An 18,290-nucleotide genomic window follows, 5' to 3' on the forward strand; every position below is an offset into this window, starting at 1 on the left:
TCGCCTTCCTGCGCGAGTACGAGGACGACCTCGTCCTGTGCGTCCACAACTTCTCGCGCTTCGCCCAGCCCACCGAACTGGACCTGCGCCGCTTCGACGGCCGCCATCCGGTGGAGCTCTTCGGCGGGGTTGGCTTCCCCGCCATCGGCGAACTGCCCTACCTGCTCACCCTCGCAGGCCACGGCTTCTACTGGTTCCGGCTCACCCGAGCCGCATCCCGCGTCGGCCGGCGCCTGTGAGCGTGCGCCGAGGAAAGGACGCGTCACCATGCCGAAAACCGCATCTCTGAGCCCCGGCAGTGCCGTCGGCGTCCGTTCCGGCGGGACGCTCGGGGCGCTGCTGCGCGAGTGGCTGCCCCGGCAGCGCTGGTTCGCGGGCAAGGACCGGCCCCTGAACGACCTGCGTCTGCTGTCCATGACGGAGCTGTATCCGGGCTGTCTGCACCTGCTGGTGCAGACCGGCCAGTCGGGTGTGCCCTCGCCGGGCGGAACTCCCCCACCCGGCGACTGCTACCAGCTGCTGCTCGGACTCCAGCAGCATCTGTCGCCGCGTCTGGGCCGGGCCCTGATCGGCAGGGTGGAGGAGGGGCCGCTGGCCGGTCTGACGGTGCACGACGCGTTGCAGGACCCGCGGTCGGCGCATCTGCTGCTGGAGCGTATGCGGCACCCGGGCCCGCTGGGCCCGCTGACCTTCGAGTCCGACCCGTCGGTGCCGGTGCCGGCCGGGCTCGCGCCGCGGCTGCTGGAGGCGGAGCAGTCGAACACGTCCGTGGTGTACGGCGACGCGTTCATCCTGAAGGTGTTCCGTCGCATCCAGCCGGGGATCAACCCCGACCTGGAGGTGCCGGTCGCGCTGGCCGGGCAGGGGTGCGGCCGGGTGCCGGCCCCGGTGGCCTGGTTCAGGACGACGGATCCGCAGGAGGCGACGCTGGGCGTGCTCCAGCCGTTCCTGCCCGACGCCTCGGACGGCTGGACGCTGGCGCTGGACGCCCTCGCCCACGGCGACGACTTCACGACGGAGGCCGCGGCGCTGGGGCGGGCCACGGCGGAGGTGCACCTCGCCCTGGCCGCGGCCTTCCCGGCCGGTCCGCACGGCGACAACGCGCGGACGGCGACGGCGATGACCGAGCGGCTGGAGGCCGCCGCGCACCACGTGGCGGCGCTGCGCCCGTACGTCCCGGGCCTCATCACCGCCTTCGCCGCGCTCGCCGTGTGCGATCCGGGCCCGCCGGCCCAGCGCATCCACGGCGATCTGCACCTCGGGCAGGTGCTGCGCGCCGGACGGGAGTGGTTCGTCATCGACTTCGAGGGCGAACCGTCCCGCCCGCTGGCCGAGCGGCGCAGCGCGCACTCCCCGGTGCGGGACATCGCCGGCATGCTGCGCTCCTTCGACTACGCCGCCCGTCAGCGCCGGCCCTGGCGTCCGGAGTGGGCGCGCCGCTGCCGGGAGGCCTTCTGCGCCGGCTACGCGGACCGGGCCGGCTGGGACCCCCGCAAGAAGCACGCCCTGCTGCGTGCCTACGAGACCGACCGGGCGGTGTACGAGGTGCTGTACGAGGCCCGGCACCGCCCCGACTGGCTACCCGTACCCATGGCGGCGATCGAACGACTCGCCGTCCGAGGAGGCTGACCCATGGCTCTGCGCGACATCTCTCTGCCCGAGTCGGCCGGCCCCCGCCCGCCCACGGCGCCCGCGCTCGACCCGACCGACCGTGGACGCCTGCTGGCGGGCGCCCACCACGACCCGCACGCCCTGCTGGGCGCGCACCCGGTGCCGGGCGGGATCGCCTTCCGGGCGCTGCGCCCCTTCGCCCGCTCGGTGGCGGTCGTGGCGGGCGGTGAGCGCACCCCGCTGGTGTCGGAGGGCGACGGCCTGTTCTCGGCCGTGCTGCCGTTCGACGCGATCCCCGCGTACACGTTGCTGGTGGCGTACGGGGACGGCGGGGCGGACGAGCAGGAGGTGCACGACCCGTACCGGTTCCTGCCCGCCCTGGGCGAGCTCGACGTGCACCTGATCCGGGAGGGCCGGCACGAGCAGTTGTGGAAGGCGCTCGGCGCGGAGCCGATGACCCACGAGGGTGTGGCCGGGACCCGCTTCACGGTGTGGGCGCCGAACGCCCAGGGGGTGCGGGTCGCCGCGGACTTCACCTACTGGGACGGGACCGCGTTCCCGATGCGTTCCCTCGGCGCGTCCGGGGTGTGGGAGCTGTTCCTGCCCGGGGTCGGCGAGGGCACCCGGTACAAGTTCGAGATCACCTCCCGCTACGGGCACCGGTTTCTCAAGGCCGACCCGATGGCGCGGTGCGCGGAGGTTCCGCCGGACACGGCGTCGATCGTGCACGCCTCACACTACGAGTGGGGCGACGAGGAGTGGATGGCGCACCGGGGTGACGTGCCGGTGCACGAGGCGCCGTTCTCGGTGTACGAGGTACACCTCCCGTCCTGGCGGCCCGGACTGACGTACCGCCGCCTCGCCGAGCAGCTGCCCGCGTACGTCCGCGACCTCGGCTTCACCCACGTGGAGTTCATGCCGGTCGCCCAGCATCCCTTCTCGGGTTCGTGGGGTTACCAGATCACCGGTTTCTACGCTCCGGCCTCGCGGCTCGGTACCCCTGACGACTTCCGGTACCTCGTGGACTGCCTCCACCGGGCCGGGATCGGCGTGATCATGGACTGGGTGCCGGCGCACTTCCCCAAGGACGACTGGGCGCTGGCGCGGTTCGACGGGGATCCGCTGTACGAGCCGGGAAACGCCCAGCGGGCCGAGCACCCCGACTGGGGGACGTACGAGTTCGACTTCGGCCGCACCGAGGTGCGCAACTTTTTGGTCGCGAACGCCGTGTACTGGTGCGAGGAGTTCCACATCGACGGGCTGCGCGTCGACGCCGTCGCCTCGATGCTGTACCTCGACTACTCGCGGGACTCGGGCCAGTGGACGCCGAACGTGTTCGGCGGCCGGGAGGACCTGGACGCGATGGCGTTCCTCCAGGAGATGAACGCGACGGTGTACCGGCGCTGTCCCGGTGTGGTGACCATCGCGGAGGAGTCGACGGCCTGGGGCGGGGTGACCCGGCCGACCGACAGCGGTGGTCTGGGATTCGGGCTGAAGTGGAACATGGGCTGGATGCACGACTCGCTGGAGTACATCGCCAAGGAGCCGGTGCACCGCAAGTACCACCACCACGAGATGACGTTCTCGATGATCTACGCCTACAGCGAGAACTACGTCCTGCCGATCTCCCACGACGAGGTCGTCCACGGCAAGCAGGCGCTGGTGTCGAAGATGCCCGGCGACTGGTGGCAGCGGCGCGCCAACCACCGCGCCTATCTCGGCTTCATGTGGGCCCACCCCGGCAAGCAACTGCTTTTCATGGGCCAGGAGTTCGCGCAGGGCGCGGAGTGGTCCGAGGAGCACGGGCCGGAGTGGTGGCTCCTCGACCCCGGGTACGCCTTCGCGGGCGACCACCGGGGCGTGCAGGACCTGGTCCGCGACCTGAACACCCGCTACCGGGTCACTCCCGCGCTCTGGCAGCGGGACACCGACCCCGGTGGCTTCCGCTGGGTGCTGTGCGACGCGGCCGACGACAACGTCTTCGCCTTCCTGAGGTTCGGCGCCGACGGCGGCCCCCTGCTGTCCGTCAGCAACTTCTCGCCGGTCGTCCGCGACGACTACCGCCTCGGCGTCGGCGACGACGTCCCCGTCTGGTACGAGGTCCTCAACACCGACGCCGCTCGCTACGGCGGCAGCGACGTCACCCGTACCGACGGGATCAAGCCGGAGAACGGGGAGATCACGCTGACGCTTCCGCCCCTCGCCACGGTGTGGTTGGCACCCTCGTCCGTGTGAGAAGGGTCCGACGGGGCAGTCGGGTGCGTACTACCTGCCAGAGAAAGGCTGCATGCCGTGCGCACCGTCGGAGTGGAGGAGGAACTCCTCCTGGTCGACCCGGAGACCGGGGAGCCGAAGGCACTGTCCGCCGCGGTTCTCGCCCGCGCCACGCGGGACCGGGCGGAAGAGGATGTCTTCGAGAAGGAACTGCACAACCAGATGCTGGAGTTCGCCACCCACCCGCAGTCGGGCATGGGCGAACTCAGTGAGGAGATCGTCCGCATACGCGGGGAGGCGGCCCGGCACGCCGGTGAGATCGGGTGCACGGTGGCGGCGCTGGCCACCTCCCCGCTGCCGGTGCGTCCGTCCGTCGGCATGAACCGGCGCTACCAGTGGATGGCGGAGCAGTACGGCATCGCCACCCAGGAGCAACTGGTGTGCGGCTGTCACGTCCATGTGTCGGTCGAGTCCGACGAGGAGGGCGTGGCGGTCATCGACCGGATCCGGCCGTGGCTGCCGGTGCTGGCGGCGCTCAGTGCCAACTCCCCGTTCTGGCAGGGAAAGGAGACGGGCTACAGCAGCTACCGCAGCCAGGTGTGGAAGCGCTGGCCGTCGGCCGGGCCGACCGAGCTGTTCGGCTCGGCGGAGCGCTACCACCAGCGGGTGGCGGACATGGTGGCCACGGGCACGATCCTCGACGAGGCCATGGTCTACTTCGACGCCCGGCTGTCCGCCCGCTATCCCACGGTGGAGATCCGGGTCGCGGACGTCTGTCTGCACGCGTCCACCGCCGTGCTCGTGGCCACGCTGGTGCGAGGGCTCGTCGAGACCGCCGCCCGGGAGTGGAAGGCGGGTGAGGAGCCGGTCGACCACAGTGTGAGCCTGCTCCGGCTGGCCGACTGGCGGGCCGCCCGCTCCGGACTGACCGGGGACCTGCTGCACCCGGTCACCATGCGCAGCGCACCGGCCGAGACGGTGGTGCGGGCGCTGCTGGACCACGTCGGGGACGCGCTGGAGGACAGCGGGGACCTGAAGCGGGCCCGCGAGGCCTGCGCCGAGTTGCTGCGCGAGGGCAACGGGGCCCGGATCCAGCGTGAGGTCTGGGAGCGCACGGGCAGCCTGCGCGACGTCGTCACCACGTGCGTCCGGCACACCCAGAGCTGAGGCCTGCGCGGGGCCTCCGGGCCGGCGCCCTGGTCCTCCCGGTCAGAGGATGAGGATCAGGGCGTAGGCCAGGAAGAAGGCCGCGACCAGCACGACGAGCAGGATGATCAGGGTGAGTGGGCCCTTGGCCCAGCCCTTGGGGGGATTGTGTGTCTCCCGGGGTCCGGCCTCGGGCATGCTGCTCTCCGCGGGCGGGGTCTCGCCCGGGGGAACACCGCCGCCCGGCTCCAGGCCGGTGCTGCGTTCCGGTTCGGGATCGGGGTTGATGTGGGTCATGCCCCCCGAGTCCCCCGTACCCGCCGAGATCATCAACGCGGATCAGTCAGAGCTCCGAACAAAAGGGGCGCCCGGCTCGCGACGCCCGGCACGCACGCTCGCCGCGCTACCGAAAGACCCTGGTGGCTCCGGTGAAAGGACCTTCCGGCGCCTTGCGATCGCACGCACCGGACGCCGCGAGCTGATCGGACTCCCCTTTTGTTCGGAGCTCTTAATCCGTTCCCGGCCCCAACCGGTCCCGCCTGGGCTACATTCGACCACCGTCGATAACAGTCCTCGTCGGCGGAGTCACACCCCGTACATGTCAGGAGCAGCGCATGCGCGATGTCGCCCTCGCTCCCCCAGCCGCCCCGCCCCTGACCGGAGGGCTCGCCGACAGCGTCTTCGAGACAGCCGCCCGCACCCCCTCTCTGCCCGTGCTCGCCCGGCGTTCCCCGGGCACCGGGGCATGGGAGGAGGTGACCGCCGTGGAACTGCGCGACGAGGTGGTCGACCTGGCCAAGGGGCTGATCGCCTCGGGGATCTCGCCGGGCCACCGCGTGGCGATCATGGCGCGGACCCGTTACGAGTGGTCGGTGTTCTGCCACGCGCTGTGGGCGGTGGGGGCCGAGGTGGTGCCCGTCTATCCGACGTCCTCGCGCGACCAGGTCGAGTGGATCCTGCGGGACGCGGGCTGTGTGGGTGTGGTCGTCGAGGACGAGCAGAGCGTCATGACGGTGGGCTCGGTGTGCGCGACCCTGCGGACGCTGCGCCACGTCTGGCAGCTGGACGCCGGCGCGCTGGAGGAGCTGACGCGTCTGGGAGAGCCGGTCCCGCTCACCACGGTCGACTCGCTGCGCCGGATCGTGCTGCCGGACTCCACCGCGGTGATCACCTACACCTCCGGCACCTCCGGGCGTCCCCTGGGCTGCGCGCTGAGCCATCGCAGCCTCGCCGCCCCCTGCGACACCCTGCTGGCCGGCTGGCGGCACACGGCGGCGCCGCCCGGGCAGCAGCCGTCCGTCCTCGCCTTCCTGCCGTTCTCCCATGTGTACGGCCTGATGATCCAGGGCCTGTGCCTGCGCGGCGGCATCCTCATGGGGCACGAACCCGACCTGAGCGCGGCCGCGCTCGCGGAGGCGTTGCGCACCTTCCGGCCGACGTATCTGTACGCGGTGCCGTCGGTGTTCGAGAAGATCTACAAGAATTTCCTGCGGACAGCTCAGGAGGCGGGCCGGGGCGCGCTGTTCGAGCGGGCGGCGAGGGCGGCCCGGGACTTCGCGGCGGCCATGGAGCGGCAGCGGCTGGGCCGGGGCTCGGGCCCCGGTTTCGACCTGCGGCTGCGGCACGCCCTGTTCGAGCGGACGGTGTACCGCAGGCTGCGCGCCGCGCTCGGCGGCCGTGTGCACCGTGCCACCTCGGGCGGCTCGCCGCTCCACCGCGACCTGTCCCTGTTCTACGAGGGCATCGGCATCTACGTCCACGACGGCTACGGGCTGACGGAGACCAGTGGCGGGATCACCATGCAGCCGCTGGGCCGGGAGAAGTCGGGCACCGTCGGGCAGGCGCTGCCGGGCACCGAGATAAGGGTGGCGGACGACGGGGAGATCCTGGTGCGCGGCCCGTCGGTGTTCCAGGGCTACGTCAACGACGACGCCGCCACCCGGGCGGCGCTGCGGGGCGGCTGGCTGGCCACCGGCGACCTCGGTTTCCTGGACTCCGACGGTTATCTCACGATCACCGGGCGCAAGAAGGACGTCATCATCACCAGCAGCGGCAAGAGCGTCGCGCCGACGGCGCTGGAGCAGCGGCTGCGGATGCATCCGCTCGTCCACCAGGCGGTGGTCGTGGGCGACAACCGGCCCTGCGTGGGCGCGCTGATCACCCTGGACCCGGACTTCCTGGCGCACTGGCGCGGGGGGCTGTCGATCCAGGGCGACACACCGAGCCGGGAGGCACGCGAGGAGAACGCCCTGCGGGACGAGATCGGGCGGGCGGTGGCCGCGGCCAACAGCGCCGTCTCCCGCTCGGAGTCGATCCGCGTCTTCCGGGTGCTGCCGGAGCCGTTCGACCAGGCCAACGGGCTGCTGACCCCGTCGATGAAGCTGCGCCGCGACTCGATCGTCCAGCACTACGCCGCCGAGATCGAGGCCATGTACCAGGCGCGGACGCGGCCGCCCCGGCAGAGCGCCCCGGCGGAGGTGCTCGGCTGGGACGACGCGGACGACGTGTTCCGGTGAGCCGACGGGGGCCGCGTCCTCCGCCGCCGCACCCGACCGGTCCGGCCTGCGCGAAGGAAGTGGCCGCGGCGCCGGTCACGTTGCGTGGCACGACTGTCGCCGCTGGTGACAGGTGTCCGCCTCCGAGGAGCCGGACGAGTAGCCTGCGCGGCCTCGGGAACCCTGTTGAGTGGCGACGTGAGAGCCACACGAGAAAGGACGACGGCCCCGACTACGAGGGGGCCGCACTGACGACATGGCAACCGAGCCCCGTGGTAACGATTTGGCCTCCTGGGTGATCCCGAGCCGCACCGCCCGATTCGAGGGCGAACCGCAGGACGTGACGGGTGCGCGCCTGGCCGCGGAGGAGTTCCTCCGCGACCTCTCCCGCGCGTCCCCGCCCTCGGAGCCGGAGTACTGGCACGACATCGTGCTGATCGTCACCGAGTTGGCCTCCAACGCGGTCCAGTACGCGCCGGGCCCGTTCGACCTGCATCTGCGCCCCACCTTCGACGGGGTGCACGTGACGCTCCACGACACCAACCCCGTCCCGCCGGCGCCCCGCCCGTTCCGGCCCAACAGCGGGGGCGGCGGTATCGGCTGGCACCTGATCCACACGTTGTGCAGCCAGGTCAGCGTGGTCGCGGACGACGACGGCAAGGACATACACGTCTTCCTGCCCTGGTGACCGCTCCCCCGGTGGCCCCTCTCGTCAGGGGGAGCCGTCGGGGCCCCGGGAAGCGGCGGTCCTGACGGGCACGAAGACGCGGATCGTCTTCCCGCCCGAGGGCCGCCGGTCGATGGAGATGTCCCGGGCCAGCCTGATGATCAGCGGCCATCCGTAGCCGTTGCCGTGGTGCACGGAGGGAAGGGCGCCGGATCCGTAGGCGACGGAGGGCACGACGTCACTGTGGTCGTGCACCGCCAGCCGGATCCCGTCGTGCACCGGCGTCACCTCGAATCCGGCCAGGCCGCCGCCGTGGCGGATCGCGTTGCTGACCATCTCCGACACGACGAGCAGGAGGTCGATGACGTCCTCCTCCCGCGCCGGCCGTGCGGAAGCGTTCCAGCGGGCGTCCACCACGGCGCGCGCGTAGGCGCGGGCGGACGCGGCGGTCGTCACCGGTGCGAGCGCCGGCTCCATGGGCGTGAGTTCGTCCCCTCTCACGGCCCGGTCACTGTCCCCGGTGGTCGGAGCGCCGGCTCCGCGGCTCGTTGGTCATCGACACCCCGTTCCTCGATCGTGGCACGCAGCGGCCGTCCTGTGGCGGGTACTTGAGCATACGGCGGCCCCGGCGGCACGCGGCCCTCCCCCCGGCACCGGTCAGGCCGGCGCGCTTCCGTGCGGGGTCAGCCGGAGGTAGTAGTCACCGACGGCCGTCAGGTACGCCGGGTCCATCGTCTCGCTGTCGGTCCGGAACCGGGGGGCCTCCTTGACCTCGTCCCCGGTGCAGGCCAGCGCTATGGTGCGGGCCTGCGGGTCGACGGCCGCGACGACACCCACCGGGACGACGGCGCTCCTGCCGAACAACCAGACCCCCGTGTCGACGACCAGGTGCCACATCCCGTGGTGCCCGTCCTCGCGTTCGACGTGCCCTACGGTGCCGTCGGTCGCCAGCACGTCGTACCCCGTCAGGTCCTGCCCCTCGACATGCCCGCTGCCCGGTGCGTAGGACCAGATTGCGTCAATGGTCACGCTGCTCCCTTCTCGTGTTCCACAGCAGCGGATACCCGCCCGCCGCGGCCGCATTCCGGGCGTGTCGGACCGTTCCGGGCCGCTGTGTCCGTCGGTTCCGCGGCGGTGCATCCGATACCGCATGAGTAGGGGAAGCAAGGGCATACGGAGTGCGTCATCGACCGGCCCGATGATCTTCGACACACCTCGTCGGGCCCCGACGAACGGAGTGAGCGGCATGGATGCCGTGACGGCACAGGCACCGACGGCCACGGCAGGGCGGAAGGTCACCGACGACCTTCGGGGAGGGGTTCCGCTCATCGACACACCCAGCCGGGTCCGTCCGAAGGACGCGCGGGAGCTCTCGCGCCGCTTCTTCGACCGGCTGGCCGTCCTGGAGGAGGGCACGCCCGAGTACCAGTACGTGCGCAACACGCTGATCGAGATGAACCTGTCGCTCGTGCGGTACGCGGCGTCCCGGTTCCGTGGCCGGGGCGACTCGATGGAGGACGTGGTCCAGGTCGGGACGATCGGCCTGATCAAGGCGATCGACCGGTTCGAGCTGTCCCGTGAGGTCGAGTTCACCTCGTTCGCCGTGCCGTACATCGTGGGCGAGATCAAGCGCTTCTTCCGGGACACCAGCTGGGCCGTCCACGTGCCGCGCCGGCTCCAGGAGGCGCGGGTCGAGCTGGCCAGGGCGACCGAGGAGTTGCAGACGCGCCTCGGCCGTATGCCCACCACGCGGGAGCTCTCGCAGCTGATGTCGCTGTCCGAGGAGGAGGTCATCGAGGCGCGCAAGGCCTCGAACTGCTACACCTCCGCATCGCTCGACGCGGCCCTCACCTCCGAGGGCGGCGCCGACGGTGAGTCCGTGCTGGCCGACTTCATCGGCGCGGAGGAGCCGGCACTCGAGCTCGTCGAGGACTTCCACTCCCTGGCGCCCCTGATCGCGGAACTCGATCCCCGGGAGCGGCGCATCCTCCACCTGCGGTTCGTCGAGGAGCGCACGCAGGCCGAGATCGGCCGGGAGCTGGGGATCTCGCAGATGCACGTGTCGCGGCTCATCAGCCGCGTGGTGCGGCGGCTGCGCACCGGACTGCTCGGCTCCGACCTCGCCTGAACCCTTTCCAGGGGCACCGTCCCGGGGAAAAATCTCCTGGGTACCCCGTTTCCGGCCGTGCATGCAGGTGCGCGCGAAGTGGACCTCCTGTGTGCACGAGGTGGTGCGACGCTTTGGTCCGCCGTGGGCTTGTGGGTTAGCCTTCGGCGGATTTCTCTCATCACGCACATCCGTGAACTGCGGAAATGCGCGCATGACACATGCGGCGTCGTCCACCGGGGCGACGTGGTTCCGAGCCCCCGCCGGGGGCTCCTGGGGAGCGGAACGAGGATTCGCATGACCAGCAACGCTGTCGAGGCCGTCGACACGGTCCCGGGAGACCAGGAACTCAGGCGGCTCCTGGCCGGTCTGACGGCCGTGCGGGACGGTGACTTCGGTACCCGGCTGCCCGCCGACGGCGACGGCCTCATGGGCGACATCGCGACCGTGTTCAACGGCATGGTGGACCAGCTGTCCGTCTTCACCTCCGAGGTCACCCGTGTGGCCCGCGAGGTGGGCACGGAGGGGACCCTCGGCGGGCAGGCGGAGGTGCCCGGCGTCTCCGGCACCTGGGCCGACCTGACCGACTCGGTCAACGCGATGGCGGGCAACCTGACGACCCAGGTCCGTGACATCGCGCAGGTGGCGACCGCGGTGGCCAAGGGCGACCTGTCACAGAAGATCGACGTGCCGGCGCGCGGCGAGATCCTGCAGCTGAAGGAGACCGTCAACACGATGGTCGACCAGCTCTCCGCCTTCGCCGACGAGGTCACCCGCGTCGCCCGCGAGGTCGGCACCGAGGGCCGCCTCGGCGGACAGGCGCAGGTGCCCGGCGTGGCCGGGGTGTGGCGGGACCTCACCGACTCGGTCAACTTCATGGCGGGCAACCTGACCGCGCAGGTCCGCAACGTCGCCCAGGTGACCACCGCGGTCGCCAAGGGAGATCTCTCACAGAAGATCACCGTCGACGCCCGCGGCGAGATCCTCGAACTGAAGAACACCATCAACACTATGGTCGACCAGCTCTCCGCCTTCGCCGACGAGGTCACCCGCGTCGCCCGCGAGGTCGGCACCGAGGGCCGCCTCGGCGGACAGGCCGACGTGAAGGGTGTCAAGGGCACCTGGCGGGACCTGACGGATTCGGTCAACTTCATGGCGGGCAACCTGACCGCGCAGGTCCGCAACGTCGCCCAGGTGGCGACCGCGGTGGCGCAGGGAGATCTCTCGCAGAAGATCACCGTCGACGCCCGCGGCGAGATCCTCGAACTGAAGAACACCATCAACACGATGGTCGACCAGCTCTCCGCCTTCGCCGACGAGGTCACCCGCGTCGCCCGCGAGGTCGGCACGGCCGGCAACCTCGGCGGGCAGGCCACGGTCCGGGGTGTCTCGGGCACCTGGAAGGACCTGACCGACAACGTCAACGTGATGGCGTCGAACCTGACGGGCCAGGTGCGCTCCATCGCCCAGGTCGCCACCGCGGTGGCGCGCGGCGACCTCTCGCAGAAGATCACCGTCGAGGCCAAGGGCGAGGTCGCCGCGCTCGCCGACGTCATCAACACGATGGTGGACACGCTCTCGGCGTTCGCCGACGAGGTCACCCGCGTCGCCCGCGAGGTCGGCACCGAGGGCCGCCTCGGCGGCCAGGCGCACGTGCCGAACGTGGCCGGCACGTGGAAGGACCTCACCGACAACGTCAACTCGATGGCCAACAACCTCACCGGCCAGGTCCGCAACATCGCCCTGGTGACGACCGCGGTGGCCAAGGGCGACCTGTCGAAGAAGATCGACGTCGACGCCCGCGGTGAGATCCTCGAGCTCAAGACGACCATCAACACGATGGTCGACCAGCTCTCGGCGTTCGCCGACGAGGTCACCCGCGTCGCCCGCGAGGTCGGCACCGAGGGCCGCCTCGGCGGCCAGGCCGAGGTGGAGGGTGTCTCGGGCACCTGGAAGCGGCTCACGGAGAACGTCAACGAGCTGGCCGGCAACCTGACCCGGCAGGTCCGCGCGATCGCCGAGGTCACCAGCGCGGTCGCCGAGGGCGACCTGACGCGGTCGATCAACGTGGAGGCCTCCGGTGAGGTCGCCGAGCTCAAGGACAACATCAACTCCATGGTGGAGTCCCTGCGCGAGACCACCCGGGCCAACCAGGAACAGGACTGGCTCAAGACCAACCTGGCGCGGATCTCCGGTCTCATGCAGGGGCACCGGGACCTGCCCGTCGTCGCCGAGCTGATCATGGACGAGCTGGTGCCGCTGGTGGCGGCCCAGTACGGGGCGTTCTACCTGGCCGAGGACGGCAGGGACGGACCGGAACTGCGGCTCGTGGGCGCCTACGGCTATCCCGACGACGACACCCGGCCGACCCGTATCCCGTTCGGCCGCTCACTGGTCGGCCAGGCCGCGCGCAGCCGCCGTACGATCACGGTGGACGAGCTGCCCCCGGGGTACGTCACGATCTCCTCGGGGCTCGGCCGGATGGAGCCCTGCGCCCTGATCCTGCTGCCGGTGCTGTTCGAGGGGCAGGTGCTGGGCGTCATCGAGCTGGCGTCGGTGACCTCGTTCACCCAGATCCACCGGGACTTCCTGGAACAGCTGCGGGAGACCATCGGGGTCAACGTCAACACGATCGTGGCCAACGCCCGCACCGACGAGCTGCTCGACGAGTCGCAGCGGCTGACCGCCGAGCTCCAGGCCCGGTCCGCGGAGCTGCAGGCGCAGCAGGAGGAGTTGCAGCGCTCCAACGCCGAGCTGGAGGAGAAGGCCTCCCTGCTGGTGGCGCAGAACCGGGACATCGAGGCGAAGAACCTGCAGATCGAGCAGGCGCGACAGGAGCTGGAGGCGCGGGCGCAGCAGTTGTCGCTGGCGTCGAAGTACAAGTCGGAGTTCCTGGCGAACATGAGCCACGAGCTGCGCACCCCGCTCAACAGCCTGCTGATCCTTGCCCAGTTGCTCGCCCAGAACCCCTCGCGCAACCTCACCCCGAAGCAGGTCGAGTACGCGGGCATCATCCACTCCGCGGGTTCGGACCTGCTCCAGCTGATCAACGACATCCTGGACCTGTCGAAGGTCGAGGCCGGCAAGATGGACGTCTCCCCGGAGCGGGTGCCGCTGCGCCAGCTCATCGAGTACGTGGAGGCGACGTTCCGGCCGATGACGACGCAGAAGAGCCTCGACTTCACGATCAGCACGGCCGCCGGTGCCCCCGCGGACCTGCTCACCGACGACTCCCGGCTGCGTCAGGTGCTGCGCAACCTGCTGTCGAACGCGGTGAAGTTCACCGAACAGGGCAGCGTCGAGCTGCGCATCGAGCCCGTGGCCGCCGACGAGGTGCCCGAGGGTGTGGTCCGGGACGGGACGGTGGTGGCCTTCCGGGTGAAGGACACCGGCATCGGCATTCCGGAGCCGCAGCTGGAGACCATCTTCGGCGCCTTCCAGCAGGCCGACGGCACCACGAGCCGCAAGTACGGGGGCACCGGCCTCGGGCTGTCCATCACCCGGGAGATCGCCCACCTGCTCGGCGGTGCGGTGACGGTGGACAGCGCGCCCGGCAAGGGCAGTACGTTCACTCTCTACCTGCCGGTGGCCCGGGGGGACTTCGCGGAGCTGATCGAGAGCGGGCGGGCCTTCGAGCGCGGCCCGGACACCGAGCCGGTGGCGCTCGCGTCCCTCTCCCCCGGTCTGCCGCTCGCGTCGGGCACGCCCAGTCAGCGGCCCCGGAGACTGCTGGTGGTGGAGGAGAGGCCGCGTGGTCTGCTGACCCTGGTCGCCGAGAGCGTGGTCGCGGACGTGGCGCGCAGCCTGGAGGACGGCACGCCGCCGCCTCCGGTCGACATCGTCACCGCCCTCGGGGCGCAGGAGGCCGCGGGGGCGCTGGCCGCCGAGCCGTGCCACTGCGTGGTGCTGGAGCTGGGGATGCCCGGCTCGGAGGCCTCCCGTTTCCTGGAGGCGCTCCAGGGCGACTCGGCGCTGGCGGGTGTGCCGGTGCTGGTGCACAGCGGCCACCGCGCGGACCGCGCCCAGGAGGAGACGCTGCAGTCCCGTGCGGCGGGGCGGCCGCTGGAGTTCCTCTCCAGCCTGGACGAGCTGCGTGAACGCATCACGCTGCACCTGTCCGCCGAGCAGCCCGGGGACGTCCTCGCCCTGGTTCGCCCGGACGAGCCGCAGCCGGTGGGACCGCCGCCCGTCGACGACGCCGTCGTGGGCCGCACGGTCCTCGTCGTCGACGACGACGCGCGCAACCTGTTCGCCCTGAGCGGGATCCTGGAGCTGCACGGCATCCGGGTGCTGCACGCGGAGAACGGGCGCGAGGGCATCGAGACGCTCCGCAACAATCCGGACGTGGCCCTCGTGCTGATGGACGTGATGATGCCGGAGATGGACGGGTACACGGCCACGGCCGAGATCCGTACGATGCCGCAGTACGCTGATCTGCCGATCATCGCGGTGACGGCGAAGGCGATGCCCGGTGACCGGGAGAAGAGTCTGGCCTCGGGGGCCAGCGACTACGTCACCAAGCCCGTCGACACCCACGACCTGATGTCCTGCGTACGCCGCTGGCTGACCGCCTGAGCGCGCCCGCCCCTTCCGAGCGCCGGGCTTCCGGCCGAGGAGTCTTCGCACCGTGAGCATTCCCGAACAGCCGCACGAGAGGTACGACGGCTCGGCACAGCCGGCGCCGGCCGCCCCCGCCTTCGCGGGGACCGGCGCCGAGCCGGGTTCGCCGGAGCAGGGCTCCGGCGAACCGTCGTCCCGGGCGCCGGACGTCACCGACCCGCCCTCGGCCACGCACGTCGTCATCGCCCCGGCGCCGGGCTCCGCCGTCCGCTCCTCCCGCGATTCCGGCGCCGCCTCGCCCTCCCCGGTGGGCCGCCTCGCGGCCACCGTGGAACGGCTGCGGCGCGAGGTGCGGGCGGCGCAGGCCGAGGCCGAGGGGCGGGCGCTGGTCGAGCTGGCCAAGGGCATCCTCGTGGAGCGGCTGGGGTGCGGGCCGGCCGAGGCCTCCCGGCAGCTCACCGAACTGGCCGAGCAGGCCGGGATGGCCCCGCTGGAGTTCGCGGTGGACGTCATCAACCAGGCCGCCAAGGACCGGGTGTCCGAGGTGACCGACGCCTTCATCGCCTCCGTCTCGGGCACCGGTACGGCCGCCGAGACCTCGGCGGCGGTACGGCTGCGGGCCGCCGAGAGTGGGGCGTTGGCGGCGCACGACACGCAGTCCGTCGCCGACTCCCTGCTCCAGCACGCGCTGGGGCCGCTGGGCGCGATGGCCGTGGCGATCTGGGCGGCGGGCTCCGACGGTTCGCTGACGCTGGCCGGAAGCGCCGGCTTCGCCCCCGGGGAGGCCTCGCGTTGGCGCTATGTGCCTCCGGACGTCGCCACGGTGGCCCGTCTCGGCCTCACCGAGCGTTCGGGGCAGTGGATCGTCTCCCTGTCGCAGACCGGTCTGCCCACCATCGGCCGGCAGACGCACCCCGACGGCGGCCGGGTCGCCGTACCTGCGGGCACCGGGGGACGTGTCCACGGTGTCCTGGAGATCGCCTGGCCCGGGCCGCTGGAGCCGCAGCCGCCCCAGGTGGTGCGGCAGGTGGAGGCGCTGGCGGAGCTGTGCGCGCACACCCTGCAGAGCTACCCGCGCGGTCAGGGCGCGGATGCGGAGCCACGCGTGCTGCCGGACGCGGCCGAGCTGATGGACCTGGCGGACGGGCTGCACGACCCCGCCCTCGTCCTCGTCCCGCAGGTCGACGCGGCGGGAGAGCTGGTGGACTTCCGCATCCAGCACGTCAACGACCGTTTCCTCGATCCGGCGGGACGGTCGCGTGCGGTGGTCAACGGCGCCCTGCTGCTGGAGGCCTATCCGATGGCCGCCGGCGGCAGCGACCTCTTCCAGCGCATCGAGCGCGTCCATGCCACGGGCGAGCCGTTCCGGGCCCGCCGGATGAGTCTCACCGCGCTCGTCGACGAGGTTCCGCTGTCGGCGGTCGCGGATCTGAGCATCAGCCGGCACGGCACCTGCGTCCTGCTCATCTGGCGCATCGAGGACGAGACGGCCCGGCTGGCGAGCCTGTTGCAGCACGCGCAGCGCCTCGGCCGTATCGGCGGCTTCGAGGAGAACCTGCTGACCGGCGAGACCACCTGGAACGGGCAGATGTTCGCCCTGTACGGGCGGGACCCGTCGAGCCCTCCGGTGCCGTTGGAGGAGCTGGGGGCGCACGCCCACCCGGACGACGCGGTCGTCATCGGCCGCTTCCTGCGCACGCTGCTGCACCACCGGCGTCCGGCGTCCGCCGCGTTCCGGCTCCAGCGGCCGGACGGGGTGACCCGGCACATGCGGATCGTCGCCGAGCCGGTCCTGGACACCGACGGCCGGCTGGTCGCCGTCCGCGGGGCCTACCAGGACATCTCCTCCCAGCACTGGACGGAGGTCGCGCTGGCCGCCACCCGCGACCAGCTCGCCCAGACCGAGCAGCACGCGAGCGAACGCAGCCGGCTGGCACTCCAGCTCCAGCACGCGATCATGCCGCCCACCCGGGCCCCCCTGGAGGTCCCCGGCCTGCAGGTGGCGGTCCGCTACCGGCCAGCCGAGGAAGAGCAGCTGGTGGGCGGTGACTGGTACGACGCCTTCGTGCTGCCCTCCCGGCTGGTGCTGCTGTGCGTGGGGGACGTGGCCGGGCACGGGATCGAGGCCGCGACCAGCATGGTTGTGCTGCGCAACGCGCTGCGCGGGCTGGCCGTGACCGGTGCCGGGCCGGGCCAGCTGCTGTCGTGGCTGAACATCGTCGCCCACCATCTGACGGGCGCCGTCACGGCCACCGCGGTGTGCGGTCTGTACGACCCGGTCACGCGCACCCTGCGCTGGGCCAGGGCGGGTCATCTGCCGCCCGTCCTGGTGCGCAGCTCGGGTGCCGCGCCGCTGCCGCTGCTCAAGGGGCTGCTGCTGGGAGCCGTACCGGAGACGACGTACGAGGAGGCCGAGATCCAGCTCGCGGCCGACGACACGCTGCTGATGTACACCGACGGGCTGATCGAGCGGCGGGACCGGTCGGTGGAGGAGTCGCTGACGCAGCTGCTGAGCCAGGCGAGCACCGTGCCGCCGACGCTGGACCAGCAGTTGGACCGGCTGCTCACCTACAGCCGGTCCGACACGGACGACGACACCTGCATCGTGGGCATCAGGCTCGGTTAGCGCCTCTTCCGGGGGGACGGTGCATGGGTTTCCGGATCGGGGGTATCCGCTGGGCGCGGTGCGAGGTCGAGAGCCGCAGGTGAAGGGGGGCAACGTCTCAGGGCCAGGGGCCGGTCGGACGCCCCCCGCCGCCAGCGCTCGCCTCGTACCGCAGACCCGCCGGGCTACCAGCCCGGACCGTCAGCCTTCGGAGGTACTCGTGTCCATCGCCCAGAACCCGCTGTCCGTCGAGGTCACCCTGCCCCGCGACGACGTGGCCCTGGTCACGGTCGAGGGTCATCTGGACCTCGACACCGCGACCGAGTTCCAGGCCCATCTGGCGAACCAGCTCCACCACGGCAGGCGGCACTTCCTGCTGGACCTCTCGGCGGTGCCGTTCATGGACTCGTCCGGGATGAACATCATCCTGCGGGTGTACCAGGAGGCCCGGAATCTGCCCGGCAGCGTGCACGTCATCAACCCGACGCCCGCCGTGCGCCGGGTGCTGGACCTCACCGGGGTCAGCCTCACGGTGCCCGTCTCCGACAAGGTCGACGAGGCCCTGGCGCTGATCGACCGTCCGGAGCCGTCGCCGCAGGGCGGGGACGTCTGACCGGCCGCACGCCGCACGCCGCGAAACGCGCAGGTGTGCGGCCACCGCCGGCCCCGACAGTTGCCGTTTGACAACTGTATGCGTGAGGCAACAGAGTGGGCGGATCACCGGCCTGGCGAACTCGTCGAGGTGCCAACGTCGTTGACCACCGGCCCGCCCCGGCTGTCGAACGCACGTGGCCCCTTCGGGCACCTGGCGCGGCGGCCGCCGCGCGAGCGGGGCGCCGGGCCGGAGCGGGGTGTCGGACCGGATCGGCCCGTGGTTAGGGTTGT

13 protein-coding genes are annotated in these 18,290 nt (G+C 71.6%); 10 read left to right on the forward strand and 3 right to left on the reverse strand.

Translation table 11 applies throughout. The features are described from left to right. The 4 genes from ACIBBD_RS35935 to ACIBBD_RS35950 form a co-directional block, all read left to right on the forward strand. Window positions 1-239, forward strand: a 239-nt coding sequence (locus tag ACIBBD_RS35935; protein WP_399423844.1) for an alpha-glucosidase C-terminal domain-containing protein, incomplete at its 5' end; no start/stop codon positions are given. A 28-nt stretch (window positions 240-267) separates the two neighbouring features. Beyond that, entirely contained in the window at window positions 268-1,629 is a 1,362-nt protein-coding gene (locus ACIBBD_RS35940; RefSeq protein ID WP_399423845.1) for a maltokinase, read from the forward strand. 3 nt (window positions 1,630-1,632) lie between these two features. Next, window positions 1,633-3,846 carry a 1,4-alpha-glucan branching enzyme gene (gene glgB, locus ACIBBD_RS35945; protein ID WP_399423846.1) on the forward strand — a complete coding sequence of 738 codons (2,214 nt, stop codon included), beginning with the start codon at window positions 1,633-1,635 and terminating at the stop codon, window positions 3,844-3,846. A gap of 57 nt (window positions 3,847-3,903) precedes the next feature. Continuing rightward, complete coding sequence (locus ACIBBD_RS35950) at window positions 3,904-4,992, forward strand: glutamate--cysteine ligase (RefSeq protein WP_399423847.1); 1,089 nt, start codon at window positions 3,904-3,906, stop codon at window positions 4,990-4,992. Window positions 4,993-5,034: 42 nt separating this feature from the next. On the opposite strand, the gene ACIBBD_RS35955 is transcribed toward ACIBBD_RS35950, so the two are convergent. Next, complete coding sequence (locus ACIBBD_RS35955) at window positions 5,035-5,268, reverse strand: DUF6480 family protein (protein WP_399423849.1); 234 nt, start codon at window positions 5,266-5,268, stop codon at window positions 5,035-5,037. A 317-nt stretch (window positions 5,269-5,585) separates the two neighbouring features. Between ACIBBD_RS35955 and ACIBBD_RS35960 the strand changes: the two genes are divergently transcribed. Together ACIBBD_RS35960 and ACIBBD_RS35965 are read left to right on the forward strand one after the other, a co-directional pair. Then, entirely contained in the window at window positions 5,586-7,487 is a 1,902-nt protein-coding gene (locus ACIBBD_RS35960) for an AMP-dependent synthetase/ligase (RefSeq protein ID WP_399423850.1), read from the forward strand. 235 nt (window positions 7,488-7,722) lie between these two features. Further along, the gene (locus ACIBBD_RS35965; protein WP_399423851.1) at window positions 7,723-8,154 is read left to right on the forward strand and encodes an ATP-binding protein; all 432 of its coding nucleotides are present in this window, start codon (window positions 7,723-7,725) and stop codon (window positions 8,152-8,154) included. A gap of 24 nt (window positions 8,155-8,178) precedes the next feature. On the opposite strand, the gene ACIBBD_RS35970 is transcribed toward ACIBBD_RS35965, so the two are convergent. Beyond that, entirely contained in the window at window positions 8,179-8,634 is a 456-nt protein-coding gene (locus tag ACIBBD_RS35970; RefSeq protein WP_399423853.1) for an ATP-binding protein, read from the reverse strand. 156 nt (window positions 8,635-8,790) lie between these two features. After that, window positions 8,791-9,162 (reverse strand): PRC-barrel domain containing protein, encoded by a 372-nt coding sequence (locus ACIBBD_RS35975; RefSeq protein ID WP_399423854.1) that lies wholly within the window; start codon window positions 9,160-9,162, stop codon window positions 8,791-8,793. Window positions 9,163-9,379: 217 nt separating this feature from the next. Between ACIBBD_RS35975 and ACIBBD_RS35980 the strand changes: the two genes are divergently transcribed. The 4 genes from ACIBBD_RS35980 (at window position 9,380) to ACIBBD_RS35995 (ending at window position 18,018) form a co-directional block, all read left to right on the forward strand. Further along, complete coding sequence (locus ACIBBD_RS35980) at window positions 9,380-10,261, forward strand: RNA polymerase sigma factor SigF (protein WP_399423856.1); 882 nt, start codon at window positions 9,380-9,382, stop codon at window positions 10,259-10,261. A 276-nt stretch (window positions 10,262-10,537) separates the two neighbouring features. Further along, window positions 10,538-14,815 carry a HAMP domain-containing protein gene (locus ACIBBD_RS35985; RefSeq protein WP_399423858.1) on the forward strand — a complete coding sequence of 1,426 codons (4,278 nt, stop codon included), beginning with the start codon at window positions 10,538-10,540 and terminating at the stop codon, window positions 14,813-14,815. 52 nt (window positions 14,816-14,867) lie between these two features. Beyond that, the gene (locus ACIBBD_RS35990; protein ID WP_399423859.1) at window positions 14,868-17,426 is read left to right on the forward strand and encodes a SpoIIE family protein phosphatase; all 2,559 of its coding nucleotides are present in this window, start codon (window positions 14,868-14,870) and stop codon (window positions 17,424-17,426) included. A 199-nt stretch (window positions 17,427-17,625) separates the two neighbouring features. Continuing rightward, window positions 17,626-18,018: an STAS domain-containing protein gene (locus tag ACIBBD_RS35995; protein WP_399423860.1), complete on the forward strand. Its 393-nt coding sequence runs from the start codon at window positions 17,626-17,628 to the stop codon at window positions 18,016-18,018. The last annotated feature ends 272 nt before the right edge of the window (window positions 18,019-18,290 follow it).

Source organism: Streptomyces sp. NPDC051315, from assembly GCF_044455165.1.
Lineage (GTDB): Bacteria > Actinomycetota > Actinomycetes > Streptomycetales > Streptomycetaceae > Streptomyces.

What these genes read in the sequence shown, in the direction of transcription:
- ACIBBD_RS35940 (WP_399423845.1), top strand. Translation starts at nt 268, where the DNA reads ATGCCGAAAACCGCATCTCTGAGCCCCGGCAGTGCCGTCGGCGTCCGT.
- glgB (WP_399423846.1), top strand. Translation starts at nt 1,633, where the DNA reads ATGGCTCTGCGCGACATCTCTCTGCCCGAGTCGGCCGGCCCCCGCCCG.
- ACIBBD_RS35955 (WP_399423849.1), bottom strand. Translation starts at nt 5,268, where the DNA reads ATGACCCACATCAACCCCGATCCCGAACCGGAACGCAGCACCGGCCTG.
- ACIBBD_RS35960 (WP_399423850.1), top strand. Translation starts at nt 5,586, where the DNA reads ATGCGCGATGTCGCCCTCGCTCCCCCAGCCGCCCCGCCCCTGACCGGA.
- ACIBBD_RS35965 (WP_399423851.1), top strand. Translation starts at nt 7,723, where the DNA reads ATGGCAACCGAGCCCCGTGGTAACGATTTGGCCTCCTGGGTGATCCCG.
- ACIBBD_RS35980 (WP_399423856.1), top strand. Translation starts at nt 9,380, where the DNA reads ATGGATGCCGTGACGGCACAGGCACCGACGGCCACGGCAGGGCGGAAG.
- ACIBBD_RS35985 (WP_399423858.1), top strand. Translation starts at nt 10,538, where the DNA reads ATGACCAGCAACGCTGTCGAGGCCGTCGACACGGTCCCGGGAGACCAG.